The sequence below is a fragment of the Streptomyces sp. NPDC005496 genome (genome assembly GCF_042872045.1).
Classification (GTDB): Bacteria; Actinomycetota; Actinomycetes; order Streptomycetales; family Streptomycetaceae; genus Streptomyces.
Window position 1 is genome coordinate 94,735 of the sequence record NZ_JBIAJQ010000011.1, and the last position, 25,364, is coordinate 120,098.

The following is a 25,364-nucleotide window of genomic DNA, read 5'->3' on the forward strand; positions in this document are numbered from 1 at the left end:
CGCGGTGAGCCGGGCGGCGTGGGTGGCGAACAGGCCGTGGCCGCCGTTCCGGCCCGGCCATGGCCCACGGGCAGGTCGGCCGGCTCCGGACGGGACGGAACTACGCCCGGCGGTCCGCCCGTTCCCGCTGCGGTAGGACCGTGTACTTCGGGTCCTCGGCCGAGGCGACGCCCGCCGCGAAGACGCCGAAGCGGGTGCAGACCGATCCGGCGAGGAGGGCGAGTCCGCCCACCGCGGCGGCGCCCCGGGAACGGCCGCCGAGGAGGGCGCCGCCGAGCGCCCCGCCCACGGTGAGGGCACGCGCGGCCCGCAGCAGCGTGCCCGCCCTGCCCTCCCGGTAGGTCTCCGCGACCATGCCGAGCCGCTTCTCCGCGGCCCGGGTCGCCGCGGTCTCGCCGAGCGCCGCGAGCACCGCGGCGCAGCGGGCGGGCGCCGTCTCCCGGGCGGGGGCGACGACGAGGGCCATGCCGGCGGCGGCCGCCGTCGCGGAGGACACGAAGAGGTACGGCAGTTCGCGGTGGGCGCCGTGCCAGGCCGGTACGGCCGTGTCCGCCGCGAGGACGGCGGTGTAGGCGGCGACGGCAGGCCCGAGCAGGGCGGCGGCGCCGGTCGCGGCGGCCCCGGTCCGCGGCATCCGACCCGTCACGGCGCAGGCCGCGGCCGCCCCCGCGGCGGGTCCGTACGCGGACAGCAGCCAGGAGCCGACGCTCATCGGGGAGGTCGGTTTGAAGACCCGCAGCATGTTGACGAAGCGGTCCGGCCGCCCCAGGTCGTGGACGAGGGCCGCCGCGGAGAGCGAGACCGCTGCGAGGGAGGAGACCTTCAGCGCGGTCGCCGTGGTGGTGCGCCCGGTCAGCTGGGCGCCGGCCGCGAGCACCGACCCGGCCCCGGCGAGCCCGCCGAGGAAGAAGTACCCGGCGATGTCCCGCGGCTCCCAGGACGGTGCCTTGATGACGGGACGGCCGTAGTAGGACTCGAACTCGGCGCGCGGGACCATCAGTTGCTCCCCGCGGCGGCCGCGTCGGCGCCGCCGTCCCGGTTCCTGTTCCCGCGTCTCGGCGGAGCCGGAACTGGTCATCGGCGTCCCTTCCCGGTCACGGCGAACGACAGCGCGATCCCGCCCAGCAGGGACAGGGCGGCGGCGCCCGCGTGCTTCCACATCGCGGGCAGGTCCCGGGTGGTGACGACCGGGTCCGGGGGCAGCCCGTACACCTCGGGCCGGTCCAGGAGCAGGAAGAACGCGCCGTCGCCGCCCACCCCGTCCTCCGGGTCGTGTCCGTAGAGGCGGGCGTCGGCGACGCCCGCCTCGTGCAGCTGGTCGACCCGCAGCGCGGCCCGCTCGCGCAGTTCGTCCAGGGGACCGAACTGGATGGACTCGGTGGGGCAGGCCTTGGCACAGGCGGGTTCGCCGCCCGCGCCGAGCCGGTCGTAGCACATGGTGCACTTGAACGCCCGCCCGTCGTCCGGGCGTTGCTCGATGACGCCATACGGGCAGGCGGGTACGCAGTAGCCGCAGCCGTTGCACACGTCCTGCTGGACGACGACGGTGCCGAACTCGGTGCGGAACAGGGCGCCCGTGGGGCACACGTCCAGGCACGCGGCGTGGGTGCAGTGCTTGCACACGTCCGAGGACATCAGCCAGCGCATGCCGTCGCCCTCGGAGGCGGATGCCGGAGCCGACTCCGGCTGCGCGAGCGGGAGTTCGGTCCGGCCGTCCGGGCGGGGCGGCTCGGCCGGTGCGGTCCGGCGCGGCTGCTCGACGAACGCCACGTGCCGCCAGGTCGACGCGCCGAGCGCCTGCGTGTTGTCGTACGACATACCGGAGAGCGTCAGGCCGTCCTCCGGGATCGCGTTCCACTCCTTGCAGGCCACCTCGCACGCCTTGCAGCCGATGCAGACGGAGGTGTCGGTGAAGAAGCCGACCCGTTCGCCGCTCATGCGCGGGCCTCCGTTCCGGTGGTCTCGGTGATGCCCGCGCGCCGGCGGTACTCGGCGACCAGGCGCGGCAGTTCAGGGCCGCGCGGGCGGCGGCCGGGACGGATGTCGGCGGTCAGCGCCTTGTCCTCCTGGATGTGGGCGTTGGGGTCGAGCGCGATGGCGACCAGCTCGTTGGCCGCGTCTCCGGTGGCCACGCCGTTGGGGCCCCAGTGGAAGGGCAGCCCGATCTGGTGGACGGTGCGGCCCTGCACCTTCAGGGGGCGGATCCGCTCGGTGACCATCACGCGCGCCTCGATGGCGTTGCGCGCGGTGACGACGGTGGCCCAGCCGCCGTGCTCCAGTCCGCGTTCGGCGGCGAGCTCCGGGGAGACCTCGCAGAAGAACTCCGGTTGCAGCTCGGAAAGATAGGGCGACCAGCGGCTCATGCCGCCCGCGGTGAAGTGCTCGGTCAGCCGGTGGGTGGTGACGATGTACGGGTAGACGTCCGCGCCCGGTTCGTCGCCGCTCGGGTGGTAGCGGTTGCCCTCGCGGGGCAGCAGCTGGCGCACCGGGGAGCGCGGGGTCGACGGGTACAGGGCGTTGGTGAACGGCGAGTCCTGCGGCTCGTAGTGGGTGGGCAGCGGCCCGTCCTCCAGGCCGGCGGGCGTGTAGAGCCAGCCCTTGCCGTCGGCCTGCATGATGAACGGGTCGTCGCCGCGCAGCGCGTCGGGCCCGGTGGCGTCCTCGTCGGGCACGAAGTCCGGGGCGCGGTCGGGCACGAAGTCCGGGACGTCGCGGCCGGTCCACCGGCCGGCCTCCGGGTCCCACCATACGTGGGCCTTGCGCTCGCTCCACGGGGTGCCGTCGGGGGCGGCGGAGGCGCGGTTATAAAGGATGCGGCGGTTGGCGGGCCAGGCCCAGGCCCATTCGGCGGCGACCCAGTCCTGCTCGCGCCCGGGCTTCCGGCGGGCGGCCTGGTTGACGCCCTCGGCGTAGACACCGCAGTAGATCCAGCAGCCGCACCGCGTCGAGCCGTCGTCCTTCAGCTCGGTGTACGCGCCGAGCGGACTACCGTCCGCGGCGTGGCCGTTGATCTCGGCGAGGACGGCGTCGGCGACGGGTTCGTCCAGCGGGCCGGTCACCGGGTAGTCCCAGGTGAGGTCGAGGACGGGACGGTCCATCGGGTCGGTGGAGCCGGCCAGCTTCTCCCTGACCCGGCGGCCCAGGTGGTACACGAACCACAGGTCGCTGCGCGCGTCACCCTCGGGTTCGACGGCGGGGTGGTGCCACTGGACCCAGCGGTTGGTGTTGGTGAAGGAGCCCGCCTTCTCGGTGTGCGCGGCGGCCGGGAAGAAGAACACCTCGGTGCCGATGTCCTCGGTGCGCAGCTCGCCGCTCTCGATCTCGGGGCCGTCCTGCCACCAGGTCGCCGACTCGATGAGGGAGAAGTCACGGACCACCAGCCAGTCGAGCTTCGCCATGCCGAGGCGCTGCAGGCGGGTGTTCGCGGAGCCCACCGCCGGGTTCTCCCCCATCAGGAAGTAGCCCTTGCAGGTGCCGTCGAGCTGCGCCATGACCGTCTCGTACGTGGAGTGGGAGCCGGTGAGGCGCGGCAGGTGGTCGAAGCAGAAGTCGTTCTCGGGGGTGGCCGCGTCGCCGTAGTACGCCTTGAGGAGGCTGACGAAGTAGGCCCGCATGTCGCCCCAGAAGCCCTTGTCGGTCCGGCTGGCGGCGACGCAGGAGTCGAGGTCGATGTGGGCGTGGGCGTGCGGCATGGGCAGGTAGCCCGGCAGCAGGTTGTAGAGCGTCGGGATGTCGCTGGAACCCTGGATGGAGGCGTGGCCGCGCAGGGCCTGGATGCCGCCGCCGGGGCGCCCGATGTTGCCGAGCAGCAGCTGGAGGATGCTCGCGGCGCGGATGTACTGGGCGCCGACCGAGTGCTGGGTCCAGCCGACGGCGTAGCAGAAGGCGCTGGTGCGGTCGCGGCCGGAGTTGGACGTCAGGTCCTCGCAGACCCGCAGGAAGGTGTCGCGGGGTACGCCGGTGATCTCCTCGACCATCTCGGGGGTGTAGCGGGCGTAGTGCCGTTTGAGGATCTGGTAGACGCAGCGCGGGTGTTGCAGCGTCTCGTCGCGCGGCGGGCGGGGGCCGGTGCGGGCGCCGCCGGAGCCGTGGGTCTCGGAGCCGCCGAGCGTCCCGACCCGCTCCTCGTACTGCTCGTCGACCTCGCCGGTGGGCTGCTGGACGTCGATGCCCTCGTACTGCCAGGTGCGCGGGTCGTAGTGCCGCTCGGTCTCGTCGAGTCCGGAGAACACCCCGTCCAGGTCCTCGGTGTCGCGGAAGTCCTCGCGGACCAGGAAGGAGGCGTTGGTGTAGTTGAGGACGTACTCGCGGAAGTCCTTGCCCTCGGTGAGGACGTGGTTGATGATCCCGCCGAGGAAGGCGATGTCGGTGCCTGCGCGGATCGGGACGTGCAGGTCGGCCAGGGCGCTGGTGCGGGTGTAGCGCGGGTCGACGTGGATGACGCGGGCGCCGCGCTTCTTGGCCTCCATGACCCACTGGAAGCCGACGGGGTGGGCCTCGGCGAAGTTGGAGCCCTGGATGACGATGCAGTCCGAGTGCTGGAGGTCCTGCATGAAGGTGGTGGCGCCACCGCGTCCGAAGGAGGTGCCGAGTCCGGCGACGGTGGAGCTGTGGCAGACCCGGGCCTGGTTCTCCACCTGCACCACGCCGAGGCCGGTCAGCAGCTTCTTGATGAGGTAGTTCTCCTCGTTGTCCAGCGTCGCGCCGCCGAGGCTGGCGATGCCCATGGTGCGGGCGGTGCGCATCCCCTCGTGCTCCCACTCCCAGGTGTCGCGCCGGGTGCGCACGACCCGCTCGGCGACCATGTCCATCGCCGTGTCGAGGTCGAGCGGCTCCCACCCGGTGCCGTACGGGCGCCGGTAGAGCACCTGGTGGCGGCGGGCGGAGCCGGTGGTGAGCTGGAGGGTCGCGGAGCCCTTGGGGCACAGGCGGCCGCGGCTGACGGGCGAGTCGGGGTCGCCCTCGATCTGGACGACCTTGTCGTCCTTGACGTACACCTGCTGGCCGCAGCCGACCGCGCAGTACGGGCAGATCGACCGGGTCACCCGGTCGGCCGTGTCGGTGCGCGGTCGCAGCTGCTCCGTGTGCGGCGAGGTCGCGGCGGACCCCCGGGCCAGGCGGTCCTCTCCGGTGAGCTGACGGTAGACGGGCCAGCGGCGCAGCCGGTCGGACACACCCATGGACGCTCCCTGTCGGGGTCAGGCGGAGGGCTCTTCGGGACCGGGGTGCTCGGGGTGGACGGTGTCCGAGCGGTCGCCGCCCTGTCTGCCGGTGCCCGCCTCGTCGGTGTCGGGCACGTCGGAGCCGGACTCGTCCTCGTCGTCCGCCTCCTGGGCGAACGGAGCGACGTCCCAGGGGTCCTCACCCTCCTGGACCTGCTGGTCGGGCAGGTCGCGCGGGATCGGATCGCCGGTCTCGCCGGGACCCTCCATCCGGTGATCGGTCACAGCGCTCTCCATTCTTCGGCAGGTCGGCGCGGCCCGCACACGCTGAGGGGCCACCCGTCGGCGAGGCGCGGGTACCGCACCGCTCCCCGGCGAAACCCCGTGCCGAGGATCAGTGCGGGGCGCGCTCCTCCAGCGCGGTGCGCCAGGCGGGTGAGCGCCCCTCGCTCACGGTCTCGGCACGCCGGCCGCCGCGGGCGAAGAAGTCGGCGAGCGGCAGGATGGCCGCGCCGACCGTGACGGCGTCCGGGCCCAGCCGTCCCAGGTCGATGGTGACGTGCTGGGCCGGGTAGCGCAGGGCGTAGGAGGCGGCGTAGCGCCGGACGGCGGGCAGGAAGCGGGAGCCGAGCTGGAGGCCGGCCCAGCCGCCGATGAGGATGCGCTCGGGCTGGAAGAGGTTGATCAGGTCGGAGAGGCCGGCGCCCAGGTATTCGGCGGTCTCCTCCAGGACGGCGAGCGCCACGGAGTCGGGGGCCTCCTCGCCGGCCGGGTAGGCGGCGGCGAGCATGGCGGTCAGGGCGGTCTCCTCGTCGACGCCCTCGGGGGGCCGTCCGCCCTCCTCGCGCCAGCGGTCGAGCAGCGCCTCGGCGCCGGCGTAGGCCTCCAGGCAGCCCAGGGCGCCGCAGCGGCAGCGGCGCCCGCGGACCCGTACGGTCAGGTGCCCCCACTCCACGGCCCGGCCGTGCTCGACCTCCTCGGTGACCAGGCAGGCGCCGACGCCGGAGCCGAAGAGGACGACGGCCGCGTTGCGGGCGCCGCGTCCGGCGCCGAACCACATCTCGGCCTGGCCGAGGGTCTTGGCACCGTTGTCCGTGAAGTACGGGACGGAGTCGGGGAGTTGGCAGGCCGAGCGGAGCAGGGACTCGATCGGGACGGCGTCCCAGCCGATGGTCTGACCGTGCACGACGGCGCCGCGCTCGGCGGTGCGGGCGACGATGCCGGGGACGCCGACACCGACGCCGAGGAGGCGTTCCGGGGCGATGTCCGCCGCGGCCAGGACCTCGGCGATGCCGTCGCAGATGTGCCCGACGATGACATCGACGTCGTATCCCTGCTGCTCCAAGGGCCGCTCGGTGCGGGCGAGTTCGGTGAGGGTGAGGTCGAAGAGCTCGACGCGGACGCGGGTCTCGCCGACGTCGACGCCGATCATGTGGCCGCTTGCGGGCGCGACGCGCAGCAGGGTGCGCGGGCGGCCGCCGTCCGAGTCGACGCTGCCGGCCTCCTCGACCAGCCCGTCGGCGAGGAGCTCGGCGACCACGTTGCTGATGGAGCCGGAACTCAGTCCGGTGGCCGGGCCCAGTTCGTAGCGGCTCATCGGCCCGTCGAAATACAACCGTTGCAACACGGCGGTGCGATTGCCCCGCCGCAGGTCACGCACTGTTCGCCCGTTCCGCCCCGCCATGTGGGTCCCTTCCGGTCCGCCCGACCTGCAAGATACCCCTGCGCGAAGGCTTGACGCGACTTTCTTCCGGGTCTTAACTCACGTCCTAAATTAAGCCATGAGGGTCGTTCGGGAAGTGAACGCACGCCCGGCCCCCTCACGGCTGGTTCTCCGGAAAGGGACACCAGAGCCATGCGCAGATTCCGAGCCGCGGCCGCCGGTGCGGTCACCGTCTCCATGCTGACCGCCGTGACCGCCTGTGGCGGCGGCTCGTCGACGGGCGGGGGCGGGTCCAACGACTCGCCGAAGACGCTCACCTACTGGGCCTCCAACCAGGGGCCCAGCGTGGAGGCGGACAAGAAGATCCTCACGCCCGAACTGAAGAAGTTCGAGAAGCAGACCGGGATCAAGGTGAAGCTGGAGGTCGTGCCCTGGTCCGACCTGCTCAACCGCATCCTGGCGGCGACGACCTCCGGTCAGGGGCCGGACGTGCTCAACATCGGCAACACCTGGTCCGCCTCGCTCCAGGCGACGGGCGCCCTGCTGCCCTGGGACGACAAGAACTTCGACAAGATCGGCGGCAAGGACCGCTTCGTCGACTCGGCGCTCGGCTCCGCGGGCGCGTCCACCGCCGACCCGGCCGCGGTCCCGCTGTACTCGATGGCGTACGCCCTCTACTACAACAAGAAGATGTTCGCCGACGCGGGCATCTCCAAGCCGCCGGCGACGTGGGACGAGATGGTCGCCGACGGCAAGAAGATATCCAAGAACGACAAGTGGGCGCTGGGCGCCGAGGGTTCGAACCTCTCCAACAACATCCACCAGGTCTTCGTCCTCGCCAAGCAGCACGGCGCCGACTTCTTCGACGCCGAGGGCAAGCCCGACTTCACCTCGGACGGTGCCGTCGCGGCCGTCAAGCAGTATGTCGACCTGATGGCGAAGGACAAGATCGTCGCGCCCGGCAACGCCGAGTACGCGCAGAACCAGTCCCTCCAGGACTTCGCCAAGGACAAGACCGCGATGGTGCTGTGGCAGACCGCCTCGGCCACCTTCAAGGCGCACGGCATGAGCGACGACGAGTGGGGCGTCGCTCCCGTCCCGGTCCAGTCCGGCACCCCGGGCACCGGGACGGCCACCAACTCGATGGTCGCCGGCATCAACATGGCCGTCTTCAAGAACACCAAGAACATCGACGGCGCCACCAAGTTCGTGAAGTTCATGACCAGCGACGGCGAGCAGAAGATCCTCAACAAGACGTACGGATCGATCCCGCCGGTCAAGGCGGCGCAGGCGGACCCGGCGTTCAACACCCCGGCCCTCGCGGTGATCAAGGACACGCTCGCCAAGAGCGCGGCGCCGCTGCCGCAGGTCGCCGACGAGTCGCAGTTCGAGACGGCCGTGGGCACGGCCGTCAAGGAGCTCTTCGCGGACGCGGCGGCGGGACGGGCGGTGACCACCGCCTCGGTGAAGGCCAAGCTCGCCAAGGCCCAGCAGCAGATGCCGAAGAAGTGAGCGTCTCGATGACCGCGACGTACGACGGGGGCGGTCGGCCGCCCTCGGTGACCGTGACTGCAGAAGCGAGTGCTCCATGACCGTGACCGCTGCCCCCGAAGCCGGGGAGCGGGCGGTACGCAAGGACTCCCCCGGTGCGGCGCGCGGCCCGCGCCGCACCGGGCGGATCCGCCGTATCGGGCTCCCGTACCTGCTGCTGCTCCCCGCGCTGCTGCTCGAACTCCTGGTCCACCTGGTGCCGATGGTGATCGGCATCCTCATGAGCTTCAAGGAGCTCACCCAGTTCTACATCCGCGACTGGGGCACCGCGCCCTGGACGGGCCTGGACAACTACCGCCTGTCGGTGGACTTCGACGCGCCCCTCGGGCAGTCGCTGCTGCACTCGTTCTGGGTGACGTGCGCCTTCACGCTGCTGTCCGTCGGCCTGTGCTGGCTGATCGGCACGACGGCCGCGGTGTACCTCCAGGAGACGTTCCGCGGACGCGGGCTGCTGCGGGCGATCTTCCTGATCCCGTACGCCCTGCCCGTCTACGCGGCCACCATCACCTGGGCGTTCATGTTCCAGCACGACAACGGCCTGGTGAACCACGTGCTGCACGACCAGCTCGGGCTCACCGACAAACCGTCCTTCTGGCTGATCGGCGACAACAGCTTCTACGCGCTGCTGACCGTCTCGGTCTGGAAGGGCTGGCCGTTCGCCTTCCTCATCGTGATGGCGGGCCTGCAGAACATCCCCAAGGAGCTGTACGAGGCCGCCTCGATCGACGGCGCCGGCATCTGGCAGCAGATCCGCCGGATCACGCTGCCCTCGCTCCAGCCGGTCAACCAGGTGCTCGTGCTGGTGCTGTTCCTGTGGACGTTCAACGACTTCAACACGCCGTACGTGCTGTTCGGCAAGGCGGCACCCGAGGCCGCGGACCTCATCTCGATCCACATCTACCAGTCGTCGTTCGTGACCTGGAACTTCGGCACCGGATCGGCGATGTCCGTACTGCTGCTGCTCTTCCTGCTCGTCGTGACGGCCGTCTACCTCGTGGTGACCTCCCGGGGAAGGAAGACCGCCGATGTCTGACACCGTCCGCGCACCCCGGTCGCCGATGGCGGCCCCGCGCTCCTTCCTCTGGTCGCGCCGGATCTTCCTCACCCTGCTCACCGGCTTCGTCCTGCTGCCGGTGTACGTCATGCTCTCCAGCTCGCTGAAGCCGCTGGAGGACGTGTCGGGCAAGTTCCGCTGGCTGCCGAGCGGGCTCACGATCCGGCCGTACATCGACATCTGGTCGACGGTCCCGCTCGCCAGGTATTTCGTGAACTCGCTGATCGTGGCGGGCGCGGCGACGGTCTGCTCGGTGACGATCGCGGTGTTCGCCGCGTACGCGGTGAGCCGCTACCGCTTCGCGGGCAAGCGGGTGTTCACCGTCACCGTGCTGTCCACCCAGATGTTCCCGGGCATCCTGTTCCTGCTGCCGCTCTTCCTGCTGTACGTGAACATCGGCAACGCCACGGGCATCGCGCTGTTCGGCTCGCGCGGCGGCCTCATCCTCACGTATCTCACCTTCTCGCTGCCGTTCTCGATCTGGATGCTGATCGGGTACTTCGACTCGGTGCCGCGCGATCTGGACGAGGCGGCCATGGTGGACGGCTGCGGGCCGCTCGGCGCGCTGTTCCGGGTGGTCGTGCCGGCCGCCATCCCCGGCATCGTCGCCGTCGCCGTGTACGCCTTCATGACCGCGTGGGGCGAGGTGCTCTTCGCCTCGGTCATGACCAGCGACGAGACCCGCACCCTGGCCGTCGGCCTGCAGGGCTACGCCACCCAGAACGACGTGTACTGGAACCAGGTCATGGCCGCCTCGCTCGTCGTCAGCGTCCCCGTGGTCGCCGGGTTCCTGCTCCTGCAGCGCTACCTCGTCGCCGGGCTCACCGCGGGAGCCGTCAAGTGACCGGCTCTCCCCCTTCCGAAAGGACCTCCGTGACCATCGACCTCGCCGCCTTCCCCGATGACTTCCTGTGGGGCACGGCCACGTCGGCCTACCAGATCGAGGGCGCCGTCGCCGAGGACGGCCGCTCCCCCTCGATCTGGGACACCTTCTCGCACACCCCCGGCAAGATCGACAACGGCGACGACGGGGACCTCGCCTGCGACCACTACCACCGCTGGCGCGAGGACATCGGGCTGATGCGGCAACTGGGCACCAACGCCTACCGGTTGTCGATCGCCTGGCCGCGCGTGGTGCCGGGCGGCGACGGCCCGGTCAACGCCAAGGGGCTGGACTTCTACGACGGGCTGATCGACGCCCTCCTGGAGGCGGGCATCACGCCGTCCGTCACCCTCTACCACTGGGACCTGCCGCAGGTGCTCCAGGACCGCGGCGGCTGGCCGGAGCGCGACACCGCGCACCACTTCGCCGCGTACGCCTCGGTCGTCGCCGAGCGCCTCGGCGACCGCGTCCAGCACTGGACCACCCTCAACGAGCCGCTGTGCTCGGCGTGGATCGGCCACCTGGAGGGCCGGATGGCTCCCGGCTGGACGGACCTCACGGCCGCGGTACGCGCCTCCTACCACCTGCTCCTCGGCCACGGCCTCGCCACCCAGGCGATCCGCGCGGCCTCCCCCGGCGCCCAGGTCGGCATCGTCAACAACCTCTCCAGCGTCGAGCCCGCCACCGACCGCCCCGAGGACATCGCCGCGGCCCACCGGCTGGACGGGCACACCAACCGCTGGTGGCTGGACCCCGTCCACGGCCGCGGCTTCCCCGCGGACATGCGCGAGGTCTACGGGGTCGAACTCCCCGAGCAGCAGGGCGACCTGGAGACGATGGCGCAGCCGCTGGACTGGCTGGGCCTGAACTACTACTTCCCGTCCGCGGTCGCCGACGACCCCGCCGGGCCGGCCCCCCGCGTCCGCACGGTCCGCCGGCTCGGCGTCCGCCGCACCGCCATGGACTGGGAGATCGACGCGGCGGGCATCGAGAGCCTGCTGCTGCGCCTCACGAACGAGTACGGAGCCCGCAAGCTGTACGTCACCGAGAACGGCTCCGCCTACCCGGACGTCGTACGGCCCGACGGGACCGTCCACGACCCGGAGCGCACGGAGTACCTGGAGCAGCACCTCGCGGCCTGCGCCTCGGCGGTCCGCCAGGGCGCGCCGCTGGCCGGGTACTTCGCCTGGTCCCTCCTGGACAACTTCGAGTGGGCCTACGGCTACGACAAGCGCTTCGGTCTCGTGCACGTCGACTACAAGACGCAGAAGCGGACCGTGAAGGGCACCGGGCACCGGTACGCGGACATCATCCGCAGCCACGGGGGCCTGCGCCGGAACGCGGCCTGACACCGACGGCGGTCGCCGCCCCCGCGCACGGCGCGGGGGCGGCGACCGCCGTTTCGCCTCCTCCTGCGGGAAATCCATTCGCCCGTCGGCCGGGTCGCTATGTAGCTTAGGTGTGAACCTAGTCGTCCTAGGTTTTTCTCGTAGCCGTACGCACACCTCAGGAGTTCCCGTGAGACCGCTCACCGAGCAGGACATCCGCACCTCGTTCATCAACTGCTCGAAGGGCGAGGCGAAGCGCCTGGCGGTGCCCCGGGACCTGGACGAGCGCCCCTGGGAGCACCTGGACTTCCTGGGCTGGCGAGATCCGGGGGCACCCGACCGCAGCTACCTCGTCACCGAGCACGCGGGCCGGCTCGCCGGCGTGACGCTGCGCTTCCCCTCGTCCCGGCGGGGGCTCCTGCACCGGAGCATGTGCTCGCTCTGCCTGACCACGCACCCGGGCAGCGGCGTCTCGCTGATGACCGCGCGCAAGGCGGGCGCGGCGGGCCGCGACGGCAACTCGGTCGGCATCTACATGTGCACCGACCTCGCCTGCTCGCTCTACGTGCGCGGGAAGAAGGCCCCGGAGCCCGGGGGCCGCTTCGAGGAGACCCTCACCCTGGAGGAGCAGATCGCCCGGACCGTGGGCAACCTGTCCGCCTTCCTGGCGAAGCTCTCCGGCTGACCGCCCGGGTCCCGGCGCGGGCGGCTCAGGACGCGGCGGGCGTCCAGTGCGGGTCCCGGCCCAGGAACGCCAGCAGGGCCGCGGCCCGCCCCTCGTCCGCCGCGGGCTCGCGCGCCGGGGCGAAGACGCCGTACGCGTCGCGGAGCCGGTCGACGAGCGCGGTCGCGACCGGCCAGATCCCCTCGGCGACATCCTCGGCCAGCGGCGCGTCCTGGCCCGTCGCCACGGCGACGTCCCAGGCGTGCACCGCCGCGTCCATCGCGGCCGCCGCCGCGGCGAGCGGGAAGGGCAGCGGCCCCAGCGGGGTCGGCACCTGCGCGCCGTCACCCGCCAGCCCGTCGTAGACGTCCCGCACGCCCGCCAGTACCGCGTCCAGCTCGGCCGAGGCGTCACCGTGCAGCGCGTCGGCGGGCTGGAAGGGGTCCGACTCCGGCAACCCGTGGCCGGTGACGACAGCGCCGTAAGCCTGCTGATCGAGACGCGCGTGATTCACTACCTGACGTACGGTCCACTCGCTGCAGGGCGTCCGCGCCCCCCAGGCCTGCTCCGGTACGGCCGCCACCACCTCGCTCAGGTAGGTGTGCGCCCGCGACAACAGCTCGACGCCCTCTGTGCCGACCATTCCGGTCCCCTTCCCTCGCTCGACCTCACTTCGCCCTTCGAGAACAACTTAGGCACACTTGCGGACAGTTACGGTCCTCAATGAGTACGGAACAAAACGTTCGTTGCACCTGTGAAAGGGGAACAGCGCAAGGATGCGAGTGGCACGTGGGGAGTGGACGACATCCGTCACACGGATCGTGAGGCGACGGCGGGAACCCGCGGTCGTGCAGGCCCTGAGATCGACTCTGGCGGCGACGATCGCGTACGTGGTGGCCGTTCGGCTCAGCCCCGAGGCCGCTCCGCTCACCGCTCCGCTGACCGCCCTGCTGGTCGTCCAGGTGACCCTGTACGGCACGATCACCACCAGCCTGCGGCGGGTGAACTCGGTCGTCGCCGGTGTCATCGTCGCCATCGGCTTCAGCGTGCTGGTGGGTCTGACCTGGTGGAGTCTGGCGCTGCTCATCATCGCCTCGCTCGCCGTCGGGCACCTGGTACGGGTCAGCGAGTTCGTGCCCGAGGTGGCGATCAGCGCCATGCTGGTCCTCGGCGTCACCAAGGTGGGCGACTACGCCTGGGCCCGTGTCCTGGAGACGGTGATCGGCGCGGTGGTGGGCCTCGCGTGCAACCTGCTGTTCGCCCCGCCGGTCTGGACGGACGCGGCCGGCGAGTCCATCGGGGACCTGGCGCGCCGGATGCGGCAGCTGATGCTGCGCCTCGGCGAGGAGGCCGCGGGACGCACCGCGTTTGCACAAGCGGCCGCGCGACTGCACGAGGCGCGCCGGCTCGACCACGACATCGCCGAGGTGGACGGGGCGCTGCGCCAGGCCGAGGACAGCCTCAAGCTCAACCCGCGCGTCCGCGAGGGGCTGCTGCACCGGGTCGTGCTCCGCACCGGCCTCGACACGCTGGAGATCTGCACGGTCGTCCTGCGGGTGCTCGCGCGCAGCTTCACCGACCTGGCCAAGGAACACGAGCCCGAGCCGCTGTTCGATCCGCAGGTGGGGGCGGCACTTGAGGAGCTCCTGTCCGAAGTGGGCGATGCCGTGGTGAGCTTCTCGGTCCTGGTGACCACCCACGTCAGCCAGAGCGCCGAGTCCGCCGAGACGCGGCTCGGCGCGGAACTCGCCAGGGCCGCCGCCACCCGCGACAAGCTGGCCCAGCTGTTGCTGGAGGGCGTCCAGCGCGACGCGCGGCTGTGGCAGTTGCACGGTGCCGTGCTGACCGAGGTCAACCGCATCCTCGACGAACTCGACATGGAGCACCGCTCCCGCCGGCTTCTGGAGGAGCTGGACCGCTGCACACGGGAGCAGCGCGAGCGCTGGCCGCGCCTGGCCCGCCTCCAGCAGCGCGTGCGCCGGCTGCGCCGCAAGCACGGACACCTCGCCCTCCCGTGGCGGAACCGCCGCTCCCCCGCGAAGCGTTCTAGCTGACGAGGTGCCACGCCGGAGCGTGGCACCAGCGCGACGAGGGGAGCGTCCGGATGCCCGAAGGCACCGCGCGGATCGACGGTAATACCCTGCTGCTGCCCGGAGGGGTGCGCGTCCGGTTCATGAGGACGCTGCGGCTGCCCGAGACGGGCACCCACGCACTGCCTCCCGGCCTCGGCGAGTTCCCGGTTCGGCGTGTCGAGGACTACGCGGACTCGGTGCCAGAGGCCTGGCGGACTCGCGGCGGGGTGATGCTGCCGGTCTATCTGCGCGAGGCCATGTGGCTGAGTTTCGGGGGTTCGCAGGAGCCGGCCGCCCTCCAGGTCGGGGTGGGCAAGGTGTGCGCGATCTCGGGCCGCCCGTGGAGTGCCCGGCTGCACCGGGACCCGCAGAACTACGTCGTGCTCCCGCGGCAGCCGTGGCTGGACGGGATCAATTCCGGTAAGGGGACGGTCCGCCAGTTCGTGGCGGTGCCCCTCGGCCTCGGTGCCACCGTCGAGGGCCAGGTGACCGGTGAGGAGGTGTGGGGCGGCGTGCAGCTCCAGTCCTTCCCGCTGAACGCGCGGCGGCTGGCCGAGTGGCGCGAGGAGCAGCGTGTGCGGGCCGAGCAGGCGCGGACGGCCGCGCCGCCGCTCCAGGCGTACGGAGCGATGCCGGCGGCCCCGATGGCCGCGGCCCCGCCGCCCGCTCCCGGCGGCGCTCCGGCGGGCGGTCCCCCGCGGCGGGCCGCCGCCATGGGGCTGGGGGTCGGCGGTTCGATGCGCCAGGAGGTCTACCGGGACGACCGGCCGGCGGGCAGTTGGGCGGAGGAACCGTCCGGTCGCGTGTTCGTGCACCTGGTGACGCCCCCGGAGTGGCGGCGCATCACCGGCGAGGCACCGCCCCCGTCGCCGGTCGACCGGGCGGCGTACACCCGCGCGGGCCTGCCGTGGTTCGACTACTACGACCAGGACGCCACGGACACCGCTCCCCCGGACACCCTGGGCGGGGTGAAGCCGGTCGGCGAGTGGCTGGGCAACGACCACGAGCCGTGGCAGCAGCCCTCGCCCCACCAGGTGAAACCCCTCGGGGACGCGCCGGGCGAGCCGGTGGGGGACGGTGACTGGTGAGCGGCGGACGGCCGTTGCGGTGACCGCAACGGCCGTTGTCTTTCTTGCACGGGACGGGTGGGTCGCGTCAAGGTGGCTGTCACAGCCGAGGCGACCGACACCCGAGGTGCAGGCATGAGCAGTGATGGAGAGCCGGAGCGCGGTCCGGGCGGCGGAAGGTGGAGCAGGCGCCGGTTCGTCGGGACGTTCACGGCGGCCGCCGCCGTGACGGCGATCCCGGCGCCGGTCGCGCCCACCGGCTCCGCGTCCGGCGAGGCCGCCCCCGCGGCACCTTCGGGACCGCCGCGGCCGGCTCCGGACTCCGCCGCGCCGCCCGCCCGTTCCGCCGGCCCCCGGCCGCTGTTCATCGGCACGTACACCTCGGTGGAGGGCGGCGGCAGGGGCATCGGCCTGGCCACGTACGACGCGTCGACCGGCCGGATCTCGGGGACCGGGACGATCACGGGCGTCGGCGATCCGTCCTATCTGGCGGTACACCCGGACGGGCGCACGCTGTACGCCGTGGACGAGCGGCCGGACGGCGGGGTGACGGCCGTACGGCTCGCGGGGAACAGGGTCCTAGGCACCCGTGGCACCGGCGGCTCCGGTCCCTGCCACCTGTCCGTGCACCCGGGCGGACGCTGGCTGCTCAGCGCCAACTACGGCTCGGGGAGCGTCGCCGTGCATCCGATCGGCGACTCGGGCGCCCTCGGCGAGCGCACGGACCTCGTGACGCACTCCCGGCCCGCCCCCGGCCCCGGCCAGGAGGGCCCGCACGCCCACCAGGTCCTCACGAGTCCCGACGGCGGCCATGTGCTCGCCGTCAACCTGGGCACCGACACCGTGTACACGTACCGCCTGGACGAGTCCGCGGGCACACTGACGGAGGTCTCGCGGGCGCGGACCCGGCCGGGCGCGGGCCCGCGCCATCTGACCTTCCACCCGGGCGGCCGCTTCGCCTATCTGGCGAACGAGGTCGACAACACCGTCACGGTCTGCGCGTACGAGCCGGCCACCGGACGCCTGACGCCGGGCGACCCCCAGCCGACCGGGACCGGAGCGGGCACGAGCTATCCCGCGCAGATCCTGGTCACCTCGGACGGGTCGTACGCCTACCTCGCCAACCGCGGACACGACAGCCTGACCCGGTACGCGGTCGAGAAGGACGGCGCCCGGCTGCGCCTCCTCGGCACGGTGCCGGTGGGCGGCGACTTCCCGCGCCAGATCGCCTTCTCCCCGGACCAGCGCCTGCTGTTCGCGGCGAACCAGAAGTCGGGCACGGTCAGCGTCTTCCGGGTCGACCGCGCCAGTGGTGAACTGCGGCGGGCGGGCGAGCCGTTCGCCTCACCGGTCGCCGTCTGTGCGCTGCCGCTGTAGCGCCCGGGGGCAGGCTGCGGCACTCGCCTGGGCGAGCAGGACGTGCATGCGCTCCGTGAGCCGCCCGAGGTCGTCGGCCGGGGCGTGGAAGGGCAGGCGCACGTCGCCGTTGCCGCGCGCCCGCTCGATGCGCAGGGTCAGCCCGTGCCGGTCGACGGCGAGCGGCCGCACGCGGACGGCGCCGTGCAGGCTGTCGGGCTCCACGAGCCGGGTCAGCCGCTCGACCGCGTCCGGGTGGGCGTCGGCGAGGTGGGTGAGCAGCTTGGCCTCCGCCGTCGCGAGGGGGTCGGGCCGGGCGGCGGCCAGGTCGTCGAGGTCCACCACGACCGACCCGGAGGCCTCCCGCAGGACGGCGCGCGAGGGCTGGAACGCCAGATGCCCCTCGTCCAGGGCGAACCAGCCGGCCAGCCAGAGCCTCGCGCGGATGCGGTCGCGCACCGGGACGGGCGCGACGTCGGCGAACTCCAGCACCGCGGACGGCTCGCCGCGCGGCGCGCAGATCGCGGCCGCGACCAGCGTGCTGTCGTCGGGCACGTGCAGGAGCACCCGGCCGTCCTCGGCGACGGTGTGCGCGCCGACGAACTCCTCGCGGCCGCCCTCGGCGGTCACGGCGCAGGACCATGCGGTGGCGAGCACCGAGCGGGCGCGTTCGGCCGCGGACGGCGCTGCCGCCCAGGTGTGACGGACACCCATCCCAAACCTCCTTAGGTAAGCCTTGCCTAACCTATCGGAGTTCGGGGTGCACGCCAACCACGTCCGGCGGGTCGCGCGCCGGGATCAGGGAGTGATCGCGCCCAGCAGGGCCCGCGCGCACAGATCGCGCACCTGCTCGCGGGAGAGCCCGGGGTCCCGGAGCCACTCCAGGCACACGGCCGTGGTGAACGCCAGCCACCCCCGCACGGCGATCCGCAGCTCCGGGCCCTCGGCGGCGGCGTCCCGCTCCGGGTCCGCCGCGAGCGCCTGGAGGATCTGCCGCTCCTGCGCGGCCAGCGCGCGCTGGTAGACCTTCCGCACGGACTGGTCGCCCGCGGCGTCGGCACGGTGGAAGGCGCGGAACCCGTGCGCGTGCTCCTCGACGTAGCCGAGGAAGGTGTCGAGGCCGGCGGAGAGCTGCTCGCGCACCGGGACGCCGGGCACCGCCGCGGTCATCCGCAGCATGCGCCCGCTCTCGCGCTCGACGACGGCCGCGAAGAAGTCCCGCTTCGTCGGGAAGTAGTGGTAGAGCAGCCCGCGCGAGACACCGGCGATCTCGGCGACCCGCTCGATCCACACCTCGTCGTACGGGCTCTCCGAGAACAGCCGCGCACCGACCGACAGCAGCTGCTCCCGGCGCTCCTCGGTACTGAGACGGCGGCGCGTGCGCTCCGTCCGCTCCCCCTGGTTCCCGGCCATGCCCGCACCTTACTTGACGCCGGTTCAACAACGGGACCAGACTGGCGGCCGCTGTTGAACTCACGTACAACAGGGCGCCGCCGGGCCCAACCCGGCGTGGACGCAAGGGAGATGGCGCGATGGCGCAGACGACAGGGGCCGCGCTGCCCAAGGGGTTCCGCAGCGCCGAGCTGGGCTGGCCCGAGCTCCACCGGATTCCGCACCCCCCGCTGCGGGTCCCGCTGATCGGGGACGTGGTGGGTGCGAACGTGCGGACGCCCGTCCAGGACTCGCTGCGCTTCGGACGCCGGCTCGGGCCCGTCTTCCGCCGCAAGGCGTTCGGCAACGAGATCGTCTTCGTCGGGGGCGCCCGGCTCGCCGCCGAGCTGGCCGACGAGTCGCGGTTCGCCAAGCACGTGGGCCTCGGCGTCGCCAATCTCCGCCCGGTGGCCGGCGACGGACTGTTCACGGCGTACAACCACGAACCGAACTGGCAGCTCGCGCACGACGTGCTGGCCCCGGGCTTCAGCCGGGAGGCCATGGAGGGCTACCACCCGATGATGCTCGCCGTGGCCGAGCGCCTGACCGACCGGTGGGACCGGCAGGCGGCGGCCGGGCACGGCGTGGACGTCCCGGGCGACATGACCAAGCTGACCCTGGAGACGATCTCCCGCACCGGCTTCGGGCACGACTTCGGCTCCTTCGAGCGCTCCCGGCCGCACCCCTTCGTGGACGCGATGGTGGGCGCCCTGACCCACGCGCAGCGGCGCAACGTCGTCCCCGCGCCCCTGGCCCCGCTGGTCCTGCGCCGCGCGAGCCGCCGCAACGAGGCCGACATGGCCTACCTGAACCGGACGGTGGACGCCGTCGTGGCGGCCCGCCGCACCGCGAGCGGCGACGGCGACCTGCTGGACCGCATGCTGGAGACGGCCCACCCGGCGACCGGCGAGCGGCTGTCGCCGGAGAACGTCCGCCGCCAGGTGATCACCTTCCTGATCGCGGGCCACGAGACGACCTCGGGCGCCCTCTCCTTCGCGCTGCACTACCTCGCCGAACACCCCGACGTCGCCGCCCGCGCCCGCGCGGAGGTGGACCGCGTCTGGGGCGACACCGAGCGGCCCGCCTACGACCAGGTGGCACGGCTCCGCTACGTCCGCCGGGTGCTCGACGAGGCACTGCGGCTGTGGCCGACGGCGCCCGCCTTCGCGCGTGAGGCCCGGCAGGACACGGTGCTGGGCGGCGTCCACCCGATGCGGCAGGGCGCGTGGGCCCTGGTGCTGACGGCGATGCTGCACCGCGACCCGGAGGTGTGGGGTGCGGACGCCGAACGGTTCGACCCCGACCGCTTCGACGCGAAGGCGGTACGCGCCCGCCCCGCGCACACCTTCAAGCCGTTCGGCACCGGCGCGCGGGCCTGTATCGGGCGCCAGTTCGCCCTGCACGAGGCGACGTTGGTCCTCGGACTGCTGCTGCGCCGCTACGAGCTGCTTCCCGAGCCGGGCTACCGGCTGCGGGTGGCCGAGCGGCTCACGCTGATGCCCGACGGTCTGCGGCTGCGCCTCGCGCGCCGCTCCCCCGCCGCGGCCGGGCCTTCAGCCCTGCGCTGCCCAGTGTCCGGGACGGGTGACTGACTCCGGCAGCTTCGTGCCGGCGCTGCCCCGGGCCGCGTCCACCTGGGGCTGCGTCAGGAAGAACGCGCCCGTCAGGTCGGCGTCCGAGAGATCGGCGTCGCGCAGGTCGGCGCCGATCAGGTCCGCCGTACGCAGGTCGGCACCGGTGAGGTCGGCGGCGATGAGGTAGGCGCCGCGCAGACAGGCGCCCCTGAGGTCGGCGCCCCGCAGGCGGGCACCCATGAGGTCGGCGCCCCGCCGGTTCTTCTTCCGTCCCCCGCCGGCGCCCGCGCGCACGAGGTCACTCGTCCGCAGCAGGAGCACGTCGACCCGCTGCCGGTGTGCTCCCACGTCGAGGCCCCGCAGCTCGTCCGGGTCGAGCCGGGTGAGCCGCTCGGTCTCGCCGAGCATCCGGCGCAGGTCGGGGTGGACCGGGCGGGCGGCCGGCAGGGACAGCGCCTCGTCCAGGTAGCGGAGCAGTTCGTGCAGCTGCCGTACGACGGGGAACACCTCGAACATCAGGCGGGTCCGCTCGGGCGGTCCCGAGCGCCAGTCCCGCCCGCCGAAGGTGACCTGCGAGACGTGCTGGCCGGCGCCGAAACAGTCGTAGACCGTGCAGCCGGTGAAGCCCGACTCCCGCAGCCGGGTGTGGATGCCGCAGCCGAAGTCCGTCCGCAGGTTCGTACAGGGTTCGCCCGCGTCCTTGTCGGCCGCGAAGTCCGCCGAGCGGGAGAAGGGCAGGGCGACGCAGCACAGCCCGAAGCACCGGCCGCAGTCGGCCCGCAGTCCGGAGCGCCGTTCCTCGGTCGTCTCGTCGTTCTCCCGCATGCCCGTAAGCCTACTGACCTGCGCTCCCGCGCTTGCGGTCGGGCGTCGCCATCCGTGGCGCCGTTCGTCGTCCGCTCCCCCGCGCCGCCTCCCGGCATTCCGTCGGGGCACGGCGGAGGGACCGGCCGGCGCTGTGTCGAAGAGGCCGGCCCGGGGGCGTTCTCGCTATGCCGCCTGGTAGTGGTGCGCGTCCGCACCGCGCCATTTCACCCACGCGGGATCGTCGAGCAGATCCTCGGCGTCGGGCAGACCGGCGCGGCTGAGGAACTCGACGACGTCCTCGTCGGAGAACGCCAGGCCGAGGATCTCGCCGCGTGCCGTCACCCGGCGACCGCCGGTGCCGTTCGGCGGATGCACCACCACAGGGGCCCGTCCGGACATGTCTCCAGGATGGTCCCGGGCACCCGGCCGCGCATCCGGGCGGGCGACCGGGAGCACCCCGGAGACAGGACGGCTCCGGTCAGACCTCGTCGCGGCTCAGGGCCAGCAGCCGGTCCAGCACCCGGGGGCCGCCCGCCCGCACCCCGTCGTGCTCGAACTCGTCGGTCACCCACGTGCGCAGCCCCCGCACGGCACGCGCCGTACGCAGGGAGTGGCCGGTGTCGACGTACATGTCGTCGTGGTAGACGGCGGCGGCGACCGGCACCTCGTTCACCGCGAGCCGGGCCGGGTCGTACAGGGGCTTCCAGTCCCGGCGCGACGCCAGTTCCTCGGCGGTCTCGCGCAGCGGGCGCAGCGCCGGGTCGATGTCGAACATCCAGGGGTGCACGGACTCGCCGGTGAACAGCAGCGGGCCGTCCTCCGTGAGCGCCTTCGCCGCGTCGAACTGCGGGAACTCGGCGCGCACGCGCTCCGCGGACCAGGCGGTGGGGCGGTCGTCCTGGGCGTAGACCGCCTCGTGGACGAGGGCGTACAGGGGGTGTCCCGCGTACGAGAGCAGGCTCTGGACCTCCTCCTGGAACGCGTCCGAGAGGGCCGGACCCTGTGCGGTGCGGACGAAGGCGTGCTCCAGGAGGTAGTGCAGGCGGTGGCTGCCGTCTCCCCCGCCGAGCAGGATGCCGAGGGACTGGAAGGCCTCGACGGTGAGCCGGTAGCCGCCGGGCAGGACCGGCTCGTGCCGGATCAGGTGCTCGGCGATCCGCCGGGCCCGCTCGACGTCCTGCGGGTAGCGGGCGTAGTGCGCGGCGACCTTGCGCTCGATGCGCGGGTAGGCGGCCCGGTAGACGTCGTCCGCGTGGCCGTCGAGCGAGGGCAGTCCGCCGGTGATGAGCGCGGCGCTCAGTCCCTCGGGCGCGGTGGACAGGTAGTTCACGGTGCAGAAGCCGCCGAAGCTCTGGCCGAGCACGGTCCAGGGCTCGCCGCCGGTGAGGGCGGGCCGGATGGCCTCGCAGTCGCGGACGATGGAGTCCGCCCGGAAGTGCGTGAGGTAGTCGGCCTGCTCGCGGGGTCCGCCGTGCAGCGGCAGCGTCTGCCGGTTCGCGGGCGTGGAGTGGCCGGTGCCGCGCTGGTCGAGGAGCAGCACCCGGTACTCCTGGAGGGCCCGGCCGAGCCAGGCCTGCCTGCCGACGAAGCGATTGGCGCCGAAGCCCGGTCCACCCTGGAGGTAGACGAGCCAGGGGAGCCGCTGCTCCGCCCGCTCACTGGCGACGACCTCGCGGGCGAAGAGCTCGATGCGCTCCCCCGCCGGGTGGTCGTGGTCGAGCGGCACGGTGAAGTGCCGGTCGGTGAGGACGACACCGGGCTGACGGTAACTGGTGGTCAACAGGGCTCCCGAGACGTACGGATTCCAGGCCGCGTCCCAGTTGAGCACACGTTCGGCCGTCGGCCGAGACCGGGGATCGGGAAACCGCTGCTGACCGGCCGCTCAGCGCGGCCGACGGCCGGAACTGAACGGCGGGTCAGCGCCCGGCGAGGCTGGAGCTGCGCACCACCAGTTCCGGCTGGAGGACGACCCGGCGGTGCTCGTGCGGGGTGGGCGCGGTCTCCGCCTCGGTCTCCTCCAGGAGGAGTTCCGCGGCGAGGGCGCCCATGGTCACGGCCGGCTGGCGTACGGAGGTGAGCGGGACGGCGGCGGCCGCCGCGAACTCGATGTCGTCGTAGCCGACGATCGCGAGGTCGTCGGGGACACCGACGCCGGCCGCGAACATGGCCTGAAGGACACCGAGCGCGAGCAGGTCGTTGGCGCAGAACACGGCGGTCGGGCGCTCGGCGAGCCCGAGGAGGCGCGCGCCGGCGTCCCGCCCCGCGGCCACGTCGAGCCGCTCGGTGGGCAGTTCGCGCAGCAGGCCGGGGGCGAGTCCCGCCTCCGCGAGCGCGTTCAGGGCGCCCTCCCGGCGGTCCCTGACCTGGTTGAGGCCGGGCGGTCCGCTCACATAGGCGATGGAGCGGTGGCCGGCGTCGACGAGATGCCGGACGGCCAGGGCGCCGCCCGCCACGTCGTCGACCGACACCGAGCACTCCGTGGTGCCCTCGGCCACACGGTCGACGAGCACGAACGGGATGCCGTGCCTGCGGAACGCCGCGATGTTGCGGCCCGTCGCGTCGGCGGGCGTCAGCAGGACGCCGCGCACCCGCTGCTCGGCGAAGAGCGACAGGTAGTCCGCCTCCTCGCCGGCGCTCTGCGCGCTGTTGCAGACCATGACGCCGAGCCCGGCCTCGCGGGCGGCGCGCTCGGCGCCGCGCGCCACGTCCACGAAGAACGGGTTGCCCATGTCGAGGACGAGCAGGCCCATGATCCGGCTGCGCCCGGCCCGGAGCTGGCGCGCGGACTCGCTGCGGACGTAGCCGAGCCGCTCTATGGCGGACTGGACGCGGGCCCGGGTCTCGGAGGCGACCGTGTCCGGGCGGTTGATGACGTTGGAGACCGTGCCCACCGAGACCCCGGCGACTCGGGCGACGTCCTTGATACCCACCGACTGGGCCATCAGGCAGGGACCTCCAGAGGGACGAGAAGCGGCGGGCAGGGGCTCACATTACCCGCGGGCGGGGCGGGATCCGTGGTCGTGCGGGGAGCCGGAAGCCGGGGACCCGCGGCGCGCGGGGGGTGGTGCCGGCGGACCGCTCCGGGTGCGCGGTCGATCGGGTCCCGTCCCCCGGGACGCGCGTCCCGGCCACCAGGACCTCGTCCGGCGCGTCCGGTCCGCCGCCCGTGCGGCGCCGCGCCCACCGGGGCGGTCGCCGTCGGGGTGCGTCTTCTCATGTCCGGGACTCCTGGGTCGGCACGGGTGGGGCGGGTCGAGGTGCGGACGGGCGCGCGGCCGCCCGTCGTGAGCGGCCGCGCGAGGTCAGGCGAGGTGGAACACCTCGCTCAGGGGCCTCATTGCTTCGTCGGGTCGGGCGCCGTCCAGCGATTCGAAGAGCGGCGCCATTTCCGCCTGCCAGCGGGCGTTGACGTCGGTGGCCTCCATGCCGGCCTGTGCAGCGGCGAAGTCCTCGGTCTCCAGGTAGCCGACCAGCAGGCCGTCCTCCCGCAGGAAGAGCGAGTAGTTGTGCCAGCCGGTGGCCGAGAGCGCCTCGCGCATCTCGGGCCAGACGGCGGCGTGCCGCTCGCGGTACTCGTCGAGGCGGTCCGCACGGACCTTCAGCAGAAAGCACACCCGTTGCATCGAGAACCCTCCGCCGACTAGAAGTTGAACTGGTCGATGTTCTTCTTGTCGAAGACGGTGGGCTTACCGAGGCTGATCACGCCGTCCTTGCCGATGGTGTACGAGCCCATGTCGCCGGCCTTGAAGGTCTCGCCCTCCTTGCCGGTGATCTGCCCCGAGGACAGCGCGACCGCGGTGCGCGCGGCCAGTTCGCCGAGCTTCGCCGGGTCCCACAGCTCGAAGGCCTCGACGGTGCCGTTCTTGACGTACTTGCGCATGTCGTTGGGGGTGCCGAGGCCGGTCAGCTTGACCTTGCCCTTGTACTTCGAGCCGGACAGGTACTGGGCGGCGGCCTTGATGCCGACGGTGGTCGGGGAGATGATCCCGGCCAGCTTCGGGTGCTCCTGGAGCAGGCCCTGGGTCTGCTGGAAGGACTGCTGCGCGTCGTCGTTGCCGTAGGCGACCTTGACCAGCTTGATGTCCTTGTACTTCGGGTCCTTCAGCTCGTCCTTCATGAAGTCGATCCAGAGGTTCTGGTTCGTCGCGGTCTGCGCGGCCGACAGGATCGCGATCTCGCCCTTGTAGCCGATCTGTTCGGCGAGCAGCTGCACCTCGGTGCGGCCGAGGTCCTCGGCGCTGGCCTGCGAGACGAAGGCGTTGCGGCAGTCGGCCTTGGTGTCCGAGTCGTAGGTGACGACCTTGATCTTGTTCTTCATGGCCTGCTTGAGCGCCGTGCACAGGGCGCCGGGGTCCTGTGCGGAGACGGCCATCGCGTCGACCTGCTGCTGGGTGAGCGTGTTGACGTACGACACCTGGCCGGAGGTGTCGGTGGCGCTGCTCGGGCCGACCTCCTTGTAGCTGGAGCCCAGCTCCTGGAGCGCCTTCTCGCCGCCCTTGTCGGCTGAGGTGAAGTAGGGGTTGTTGACCTGCTTGGGCAGGAAGCCGACCGTCAGGCCCTTCTTGGTGGCGGCGTTCGGGTCCGCCTTGCCGGCCGGGGCGGCGGCGCCGCCGTCGTCCTTGACGTCGTCCTTGGTGGTGCCGCCGCAGGCGGTGGCCGCGAGGGCCAGGGAGGTGACGGCGGCGAGGGCCGCGCAGGTACGGCGGATCGATGACTTGCGCATGGCGGAGATCCTTTGCGGAAGGTACGCGG

The 25,364-nt window shown here is 72.6% G+C and carries 23 protein-coding genes; 9 read left to right on the plus strand and 14 right to left on the minus strand.

Features of this window, described 5'->3' with window-relative positions; genetic code table 11:
- Window positions 1–100: 100 nt before the first annotated feature.
- The 5 genes from nrfD to ACFYQQ_RS30065 all read right to left on the minus strand — a co-directional run bounded on the left by nrfD (window position 101) and on the right by ACFYQQ_RS30065 (window position 6,846).
- Window positions 101–1,078, minus strand: a complete 978-nt coding sequence (nrfD, locus tag ACFYQQ_RS30045; RefSeq protein ID WP_356172642.1) for an NrfD/PsrC family molybdoenzyme membrane anchor subunit — start codon at window positions 1,076–1,078, stop codon at window positions 101–103.
- Complete coding sequence (locus ACFYQQ_RS30050) at window positions 1,075–1,938, minus strand: 4Fe-4S dicluster domain-containing protein (protein ID WP_356172639.1); 864 nt, start codon at window positions 1,936–1,938, stop codon at window positions 1,075–1,077. The genes nrfD and ACFYQQ_RS30050 overlap by 4 nt, the downstream gene beginning before the upstream one ends.
- Window positions 1,935–5,180, minus strand: a complete 3,246-nt coding sequence (fdh, locus tag ACFYQQ_RS30055; RefSeq protein WP_355783519.1) for a formate dehydrogenase — start codon at window positions 5,178–5,180, stop codon at window positions 1,935–1,937. The genes ACFYQQ_RS30050 and fdh overlap by 4 nt, the downstream gene beginning before the upstream one ends.
- Before the next feature lie 18 nt (window positions 5,181–5,198).
- A complete protein-coding gene (locus tag ACFYQQ_RS30060) occupies window positions 5,199–5,447 on the minus strand; it encodes a hypothetical protein (protein ID WP_355783516.1) in 249 nt (82 codons plus the stop codon).
- Between the two features lie 109 nt (window positions 5,448–5,556).
- A complete protein-coding gene (locus ACFYQQ_RS30065) occupies window positions 5,557–6,846 on the minus strand; it encodes an ROK family transcriptional regulator (RefSeq protein WP_355783513.1) in 1,290 nt (429 codons plus the stop codon).
- Window positions 6,847–7,017: 171 nt separating this feature from the next.
- Here ACFYQQ_RS30065 and ACFYQQ_RS30070 point away from each other — a divergent pair, with 171 nt between their 5' ends.
- From ACFYQQ_RS30070 to ACFYQQ_RS30090, 5 genes are all read left to right on the plus strand, one after another.
- Window positions 7,018–8,337, plus strand: coding sequence for a sugar ABC transporter substrate-binding protein (locus tag ACFYQQ_RS30070; protein ID WP_355783511.1), 1,320 nt, complete (start codon window positions 7,018–7,020; stop codon window positions 8,335–8,337).
- A 76-nt stretch (window positions 8,338–8,413) separates the two neighbouring features.
- The gene (locus ACFYQQ_RS30075) at window positions 8,414–9,409 is read left to right on the plus strand and encodes a sugar ABC transporter permease (protein WP_355783508.1); all 996 of its coding nucleotides are present in this window, start codon (window positions 8,414–8,416) and stop codon (window positions 9,407–9,409) included.
- A complete protein-coding gene (locus ACFYQQ_RS30080) occupies window positions 9,402–10,274 on the plus strand; it encodes a carbohydrate ABC transporter permease (protein WP_355783505.1) in 873 nt (290 codons plus the stop codon). Before ACFYQQ_RS30075 ends, ACFYQQ_RS30080 begins: the two co-directional genes overlap by 8 nt.
- Window positions 10,275–10,303: 29 nt before the next feature.
- Window positions 10,304–11,662 carry a GH1 family beta-glucosidase gene (locus tag ACFYQQ_RS30085; RefSeq protein ID WP_356241521.1) on the plus strand — a complete coding sequence of 453 codons (1,359 nt, stop codon included), beginning with the start codon at window positions 10,304–10,306 and terminating at the stop codon, window positions 11,660–11,662.
- A 169-nt stretch (window positions 11,663–11,831) separates the two neighbouring features.
- A complete protein-coding gene (locus ACFYQQ_RS30090; protein WP_356241524.1) occupies window positions 11,832–12,326 on the plus strand; it encodes an FBP domain-containing protein in 495 nt (164 codons plus the stop codon).
- A 25-nt stretch (window positions 12,327–12,351) separates the two neighbouring features.
- Here ACFYQQ_RS30090 and ACFYQQ_RS30095 read toward each other — a convergent pair whose 3' ends face one another.
- A complete protein-coding gene (locus ACFYQQ_RS30095) occupies window positions 12,352–12,948 on the minus strand; it encodes a TIGR03086 family metal-binding protein (RefSeq protein ID WP_356241527.1) in 597 nt (198 codons plus the stop codon).
- A gap of 133 nt (window positions 12,949–13,081) precedes the next feature.
- Between ACFYQQ_RS30095 and ACFYQQ_RS30100 the strand changes: the two genes are divergently transcribed.
- From ACFYQQ_RS30100 to ACFYQQ_RS30110, 3 genes are all read left to right on the plus strand, one after another.
- Window positions 13,082–14,359 (plus strand): aromatic acid exporter family protein, encoded by a 1,278-nt coding sequence (locus ACFYQQ_RS30100; RefSeq protein ID WP_355794312.1) that lies wholly within the window; start codon window positions 13,082–13,084, stop codon window positions 14,357–14,359.
- Between the two features lie 50 nt (window positions 14,360–14,409).
- On the plus strand, window positions 14,410–15,465 hold the full coding sequence (locus tag ACFYQQ_RS30105) for a hypothetical protein (protein ID WP_356241530.1): 1,056 nt from the start codon (window positions 14,410–14,412) through the stop codon (window positions 15,463–15,465).
- 114 nt (window positions 15,466–15,579) lie between these two features.
- Complete coding sequence (locus ACFYQQ_RS30110) at window positions 15,580–16,821, plus strand: lactonase family protein (RefSeq protein ID WP_355794055.1); 1,242 nt, start codon at window positions 15,580–15,582, stop codon at window positions 16,819–16,821.
- On the opposite strand, the gene ACFYQQ_RS30115 is transcribed toward ACFYQQ_RS30110, so the two are convergent.
- Window positions 16,789–17,514, minus strand: coding sequence for a DUF2470 domain-containing protein (locus ACFYQQ_RS30115; RefSeq protein WP_355794056.1), 726 nt, complete (start codon window positions 17,512–17,514; stop codon window positions 16,789–16,791). The two genes, ACFYQQ_RS30110 and ACFYQQ_RS30115, sit on opposite strands and share 33 nt — an antisense overlap.
- A gap of 84 nt (window positions 17,515–17,598) precedes the next feature.
- Window positions 17,599–18,213 (minus strand): TetR/AcrR family transcriptional regulator, encoded by a 615-nt coding sequence (locus ACFYQQ_RS30120; protein ID WP_356165483.1) that lies wholly within the window; start codon window positions 18,211–18,213, stop codon window positions 17,599–17,601.
- Between the two features lie 119 nt (window positions 18,214–18,332).
- Here ACFYQQ_RS30120 and ACFYQQ_RS30125 point away from each other — a divergent pair, with 119 nt between their 5' ends.
- Window positions 18,333–19,823: a cytochrome P450 gene (locus tag ACFYQQ_RS30125; protein WP_356165480.1), complete on the plus strand. Its 1,491-nt coding sequence runs from the start codon at window positions 18,333–18,335 to the stop codon at window positions 19,821–19,823.
- Here ACFYQQ_RS30125 and ACFYQQ_RS30130 read toward each other — a convergent pair.
- From ACFYQQ_RS30130 to rhaS, 6 genes are all read right to left on the minus strand, one after another.
- Window positions 19,785–20,630, minus strand: coding sequence for a pentapeptide repeat-containing protein (locus tag ACFYQQ_RS30130; RefSeq protein WP_355788266.1), 846 nt, complete (start codon window positions 20,628–20,630; stop codon window positions 19,785–19,787). The genes ACFYQQ_RS30125 and ACFYQQ_RS30130 overlap by 39 nt on opposite strands.
- Before the next feature lie 165 nt (window positions 20,631–20,795).
- On the minus strand, window positions 20,796–21,011 hold the full coding sequence (locus tag ACFYQQ_RS30135) for a hypothetical protein (RefSeq protein WP_355788269.1): 216 nt from the start codon (window positions 21,009–21,011) through the stop codon (window positions 20,796–20,798).
- 79 nt (window positions 21,012–21,090) lie between these two features.
- The gene (locus ACFYQQ_RS30140) at window positions 21,091–22,392 is read right to left on the minus strand and encodes an alpha/beta fold hydrolase (protein WP_355788277.1); all 1,302 of its coding nucleotides are present in this window, start codon (window positions 22,390–22,392) and stop codon (window positions 21,091–21,093) included.
- Between the two features lie 136 nt (window positions 22,393–22,528).
- A complete protein-coding gene (locus ACFYQQ_RS30145) occupies window positions 22,529–23,554 on the minus strand; it encodes a LacI family DNA-binding transcriptional regulator (protein WP_355788270.1) in 1,026 nt (341 codons plus the stop codon).
- Window positions 23,555–23,914: 360 nt separating this feature from the next.
- A complete protein-coding gene (locus ACFYQQ_RS30150) occupies window positions 23,915–24,235 on the minus strand; it encodes an L-rhamnose mutarotase (RefSeq protein ID WP_355788272.1) in 321 nt (106 codons plus the stop codon).
- 17 nt (window positions 24,236–24,252) lie between these two features.
- Window positions 24,253–25,335 carry a rhamnose ABC transporter substrate-binding protein gene (gene rhaS, locus ACFYQQ_RS30155; RefSeq protein WP_356241533.1) on the minus strand — a complete coding sequence of 361 codons (1,083 nt, stop codon included), beginning with the start codon at window positions 25,333–25,335 and terminating at the stop codon, window positions 24,253–24,255.
- Window positions 25,336–25,364 lie beyond the last annotated feature (29 nt).

Bases quoted from the DNA above. Each gene is read 5' to 3' on its own strand.
- nrfD (WP_356172642.1), bottom strand. From the start codon at position 1,078: ATGACCAGTTCCGGCTCCGCCGAGACGCGGGAACAGGAACCGGGACGG.
- ACFYQQ_RS30130 (WP_355788266.1), bottom strand. From the start codon at position 20,630: ATGCGGGAGAACGACGAGACGACCGAGGAACGGCGCTCCGGACTGCGG.
- ACFYQQ_RS30075 (WP_355783508.1), top strand. From the start codon at position 8,414: ATGACCGTGACCGCTGCCCCCGAAGCCGGGGAGCGGGCGGTACGCAAG.
- rhaS (WP_356241533.1), bottom strand. From the start codon at position 25,335: ATGCGCAAGTCATCGATCCGCCGTACCTGCGCGGCCCTCGCCGCCGTC.
- ACFYQQ_RS30105 (WP_356241530.1), top strand. From the start codon at position 14,410: ATGCCCGAAGGCACCGCGCGGATCGACGGTAATACCCTGCTGCTGCCC.
- ACFYQQ_RS30095 (WP_356241527.1), bottom strand. From the start codon at position 12,948: ATGGTCGGCACAGAGGGCGTCGAGCTGTTGTCGCGGGCGCACACCTAC.
- ACFYQQ_RS30145 (WP_355788270.1), bottom strand. From the start codon at position 23,554: ATGGCCCAGTCGGTGGGTATCAAGGACGTCGCCCGAGTCGCCGGGGTC.
- ACFYQQ_RS30050 (WP_356172639.1), bottom strand. From the start codon at position 1,938: ATGAGCGGCGAACGGGTCGGCTTCTTCACCGACACCTCCGTCTGCATC.
- ACFYQQ_RS30115 (WP_355794056.1), bottom strand. From the start codon at position 17,514: ATGGGTGTCCGTCACACCTGGGCGGCAGCGCCGTCCGCGGCCGAACGC.
- fdh (WP_355783519.1), bottom strand. From the start codon at position 5,180: ATGGGTGTGTCCGACCGGCTGCGCCGCTGGCCCGTCTACCGTCAGCTC.
- ACFYQQ_RS30065 (WP_355783513.1), bottom strand. From the start codon at position 6,846: ATGGCGGGGCGGAACGGGCGAACAGTGCGTGACCTGCGGCGGGGCAAT.
- ACFYQQ_RS30100 (WP_355794312.1), top strand. From the start codon at position 13,082: ATGCGAGTGGCACGTGGGGAGTGGACGACATCCGTCACACGGATCGTG.
- ACFYQQ_RS30070 (WP_355783511.1), top strand. From the start codon at position 7,018: ATGCGCAGATTCCGAGCCGCGGCCGCCGGTGCGGTCACCGTCTCCATG.
- ACFYQQ_RS30150 (WP_355788272.1), bottom strand. From the start codon at position 24,235: ATGCAACGGGTGTGCTTTCTGCTGAAGGTCCGTGCGGACCGCCTCGAC.
- ACFYQQ_RS30135 (WP_355788269.1), bottom strand. From the start codon at position 21,011: ATGTCCGGACGGGCCCCTGTGGTGGTGCATCCGCCGAACGGCACCGGC.
- ACFYQQ_RS30110 (WP_355794055.1), top strand. From the start codon at position 15,580: ATGAGCAGTGATGGAGAGCCGGAGCGCGGTCCGGGCGGCGGAAGGTGG.
- ACFYQQ_RS30080 (WP_355783505.1), top strand. From the start codon at position 9,402: ATGTCTGACACCGTCCGCGCACCCCGGTCGCCGATGGCGGCCCCGCGC.
- ACFYQQ_RS30125 (WP_356165480.1), top strand. From the start codon at position 18,333: ATGGCGCAGACGACAGGGGCCGCGCTGCCCAAGGGGTTCCGCAGCGCC.
- ACFYQQ_RS30120 (WP_356165483.1), bottom strand. From the start codon at position 18,213: ATGGCCGGGAACCAGGGGGAGCGGACGGAGCGCACGCGCCGCCGTCTC.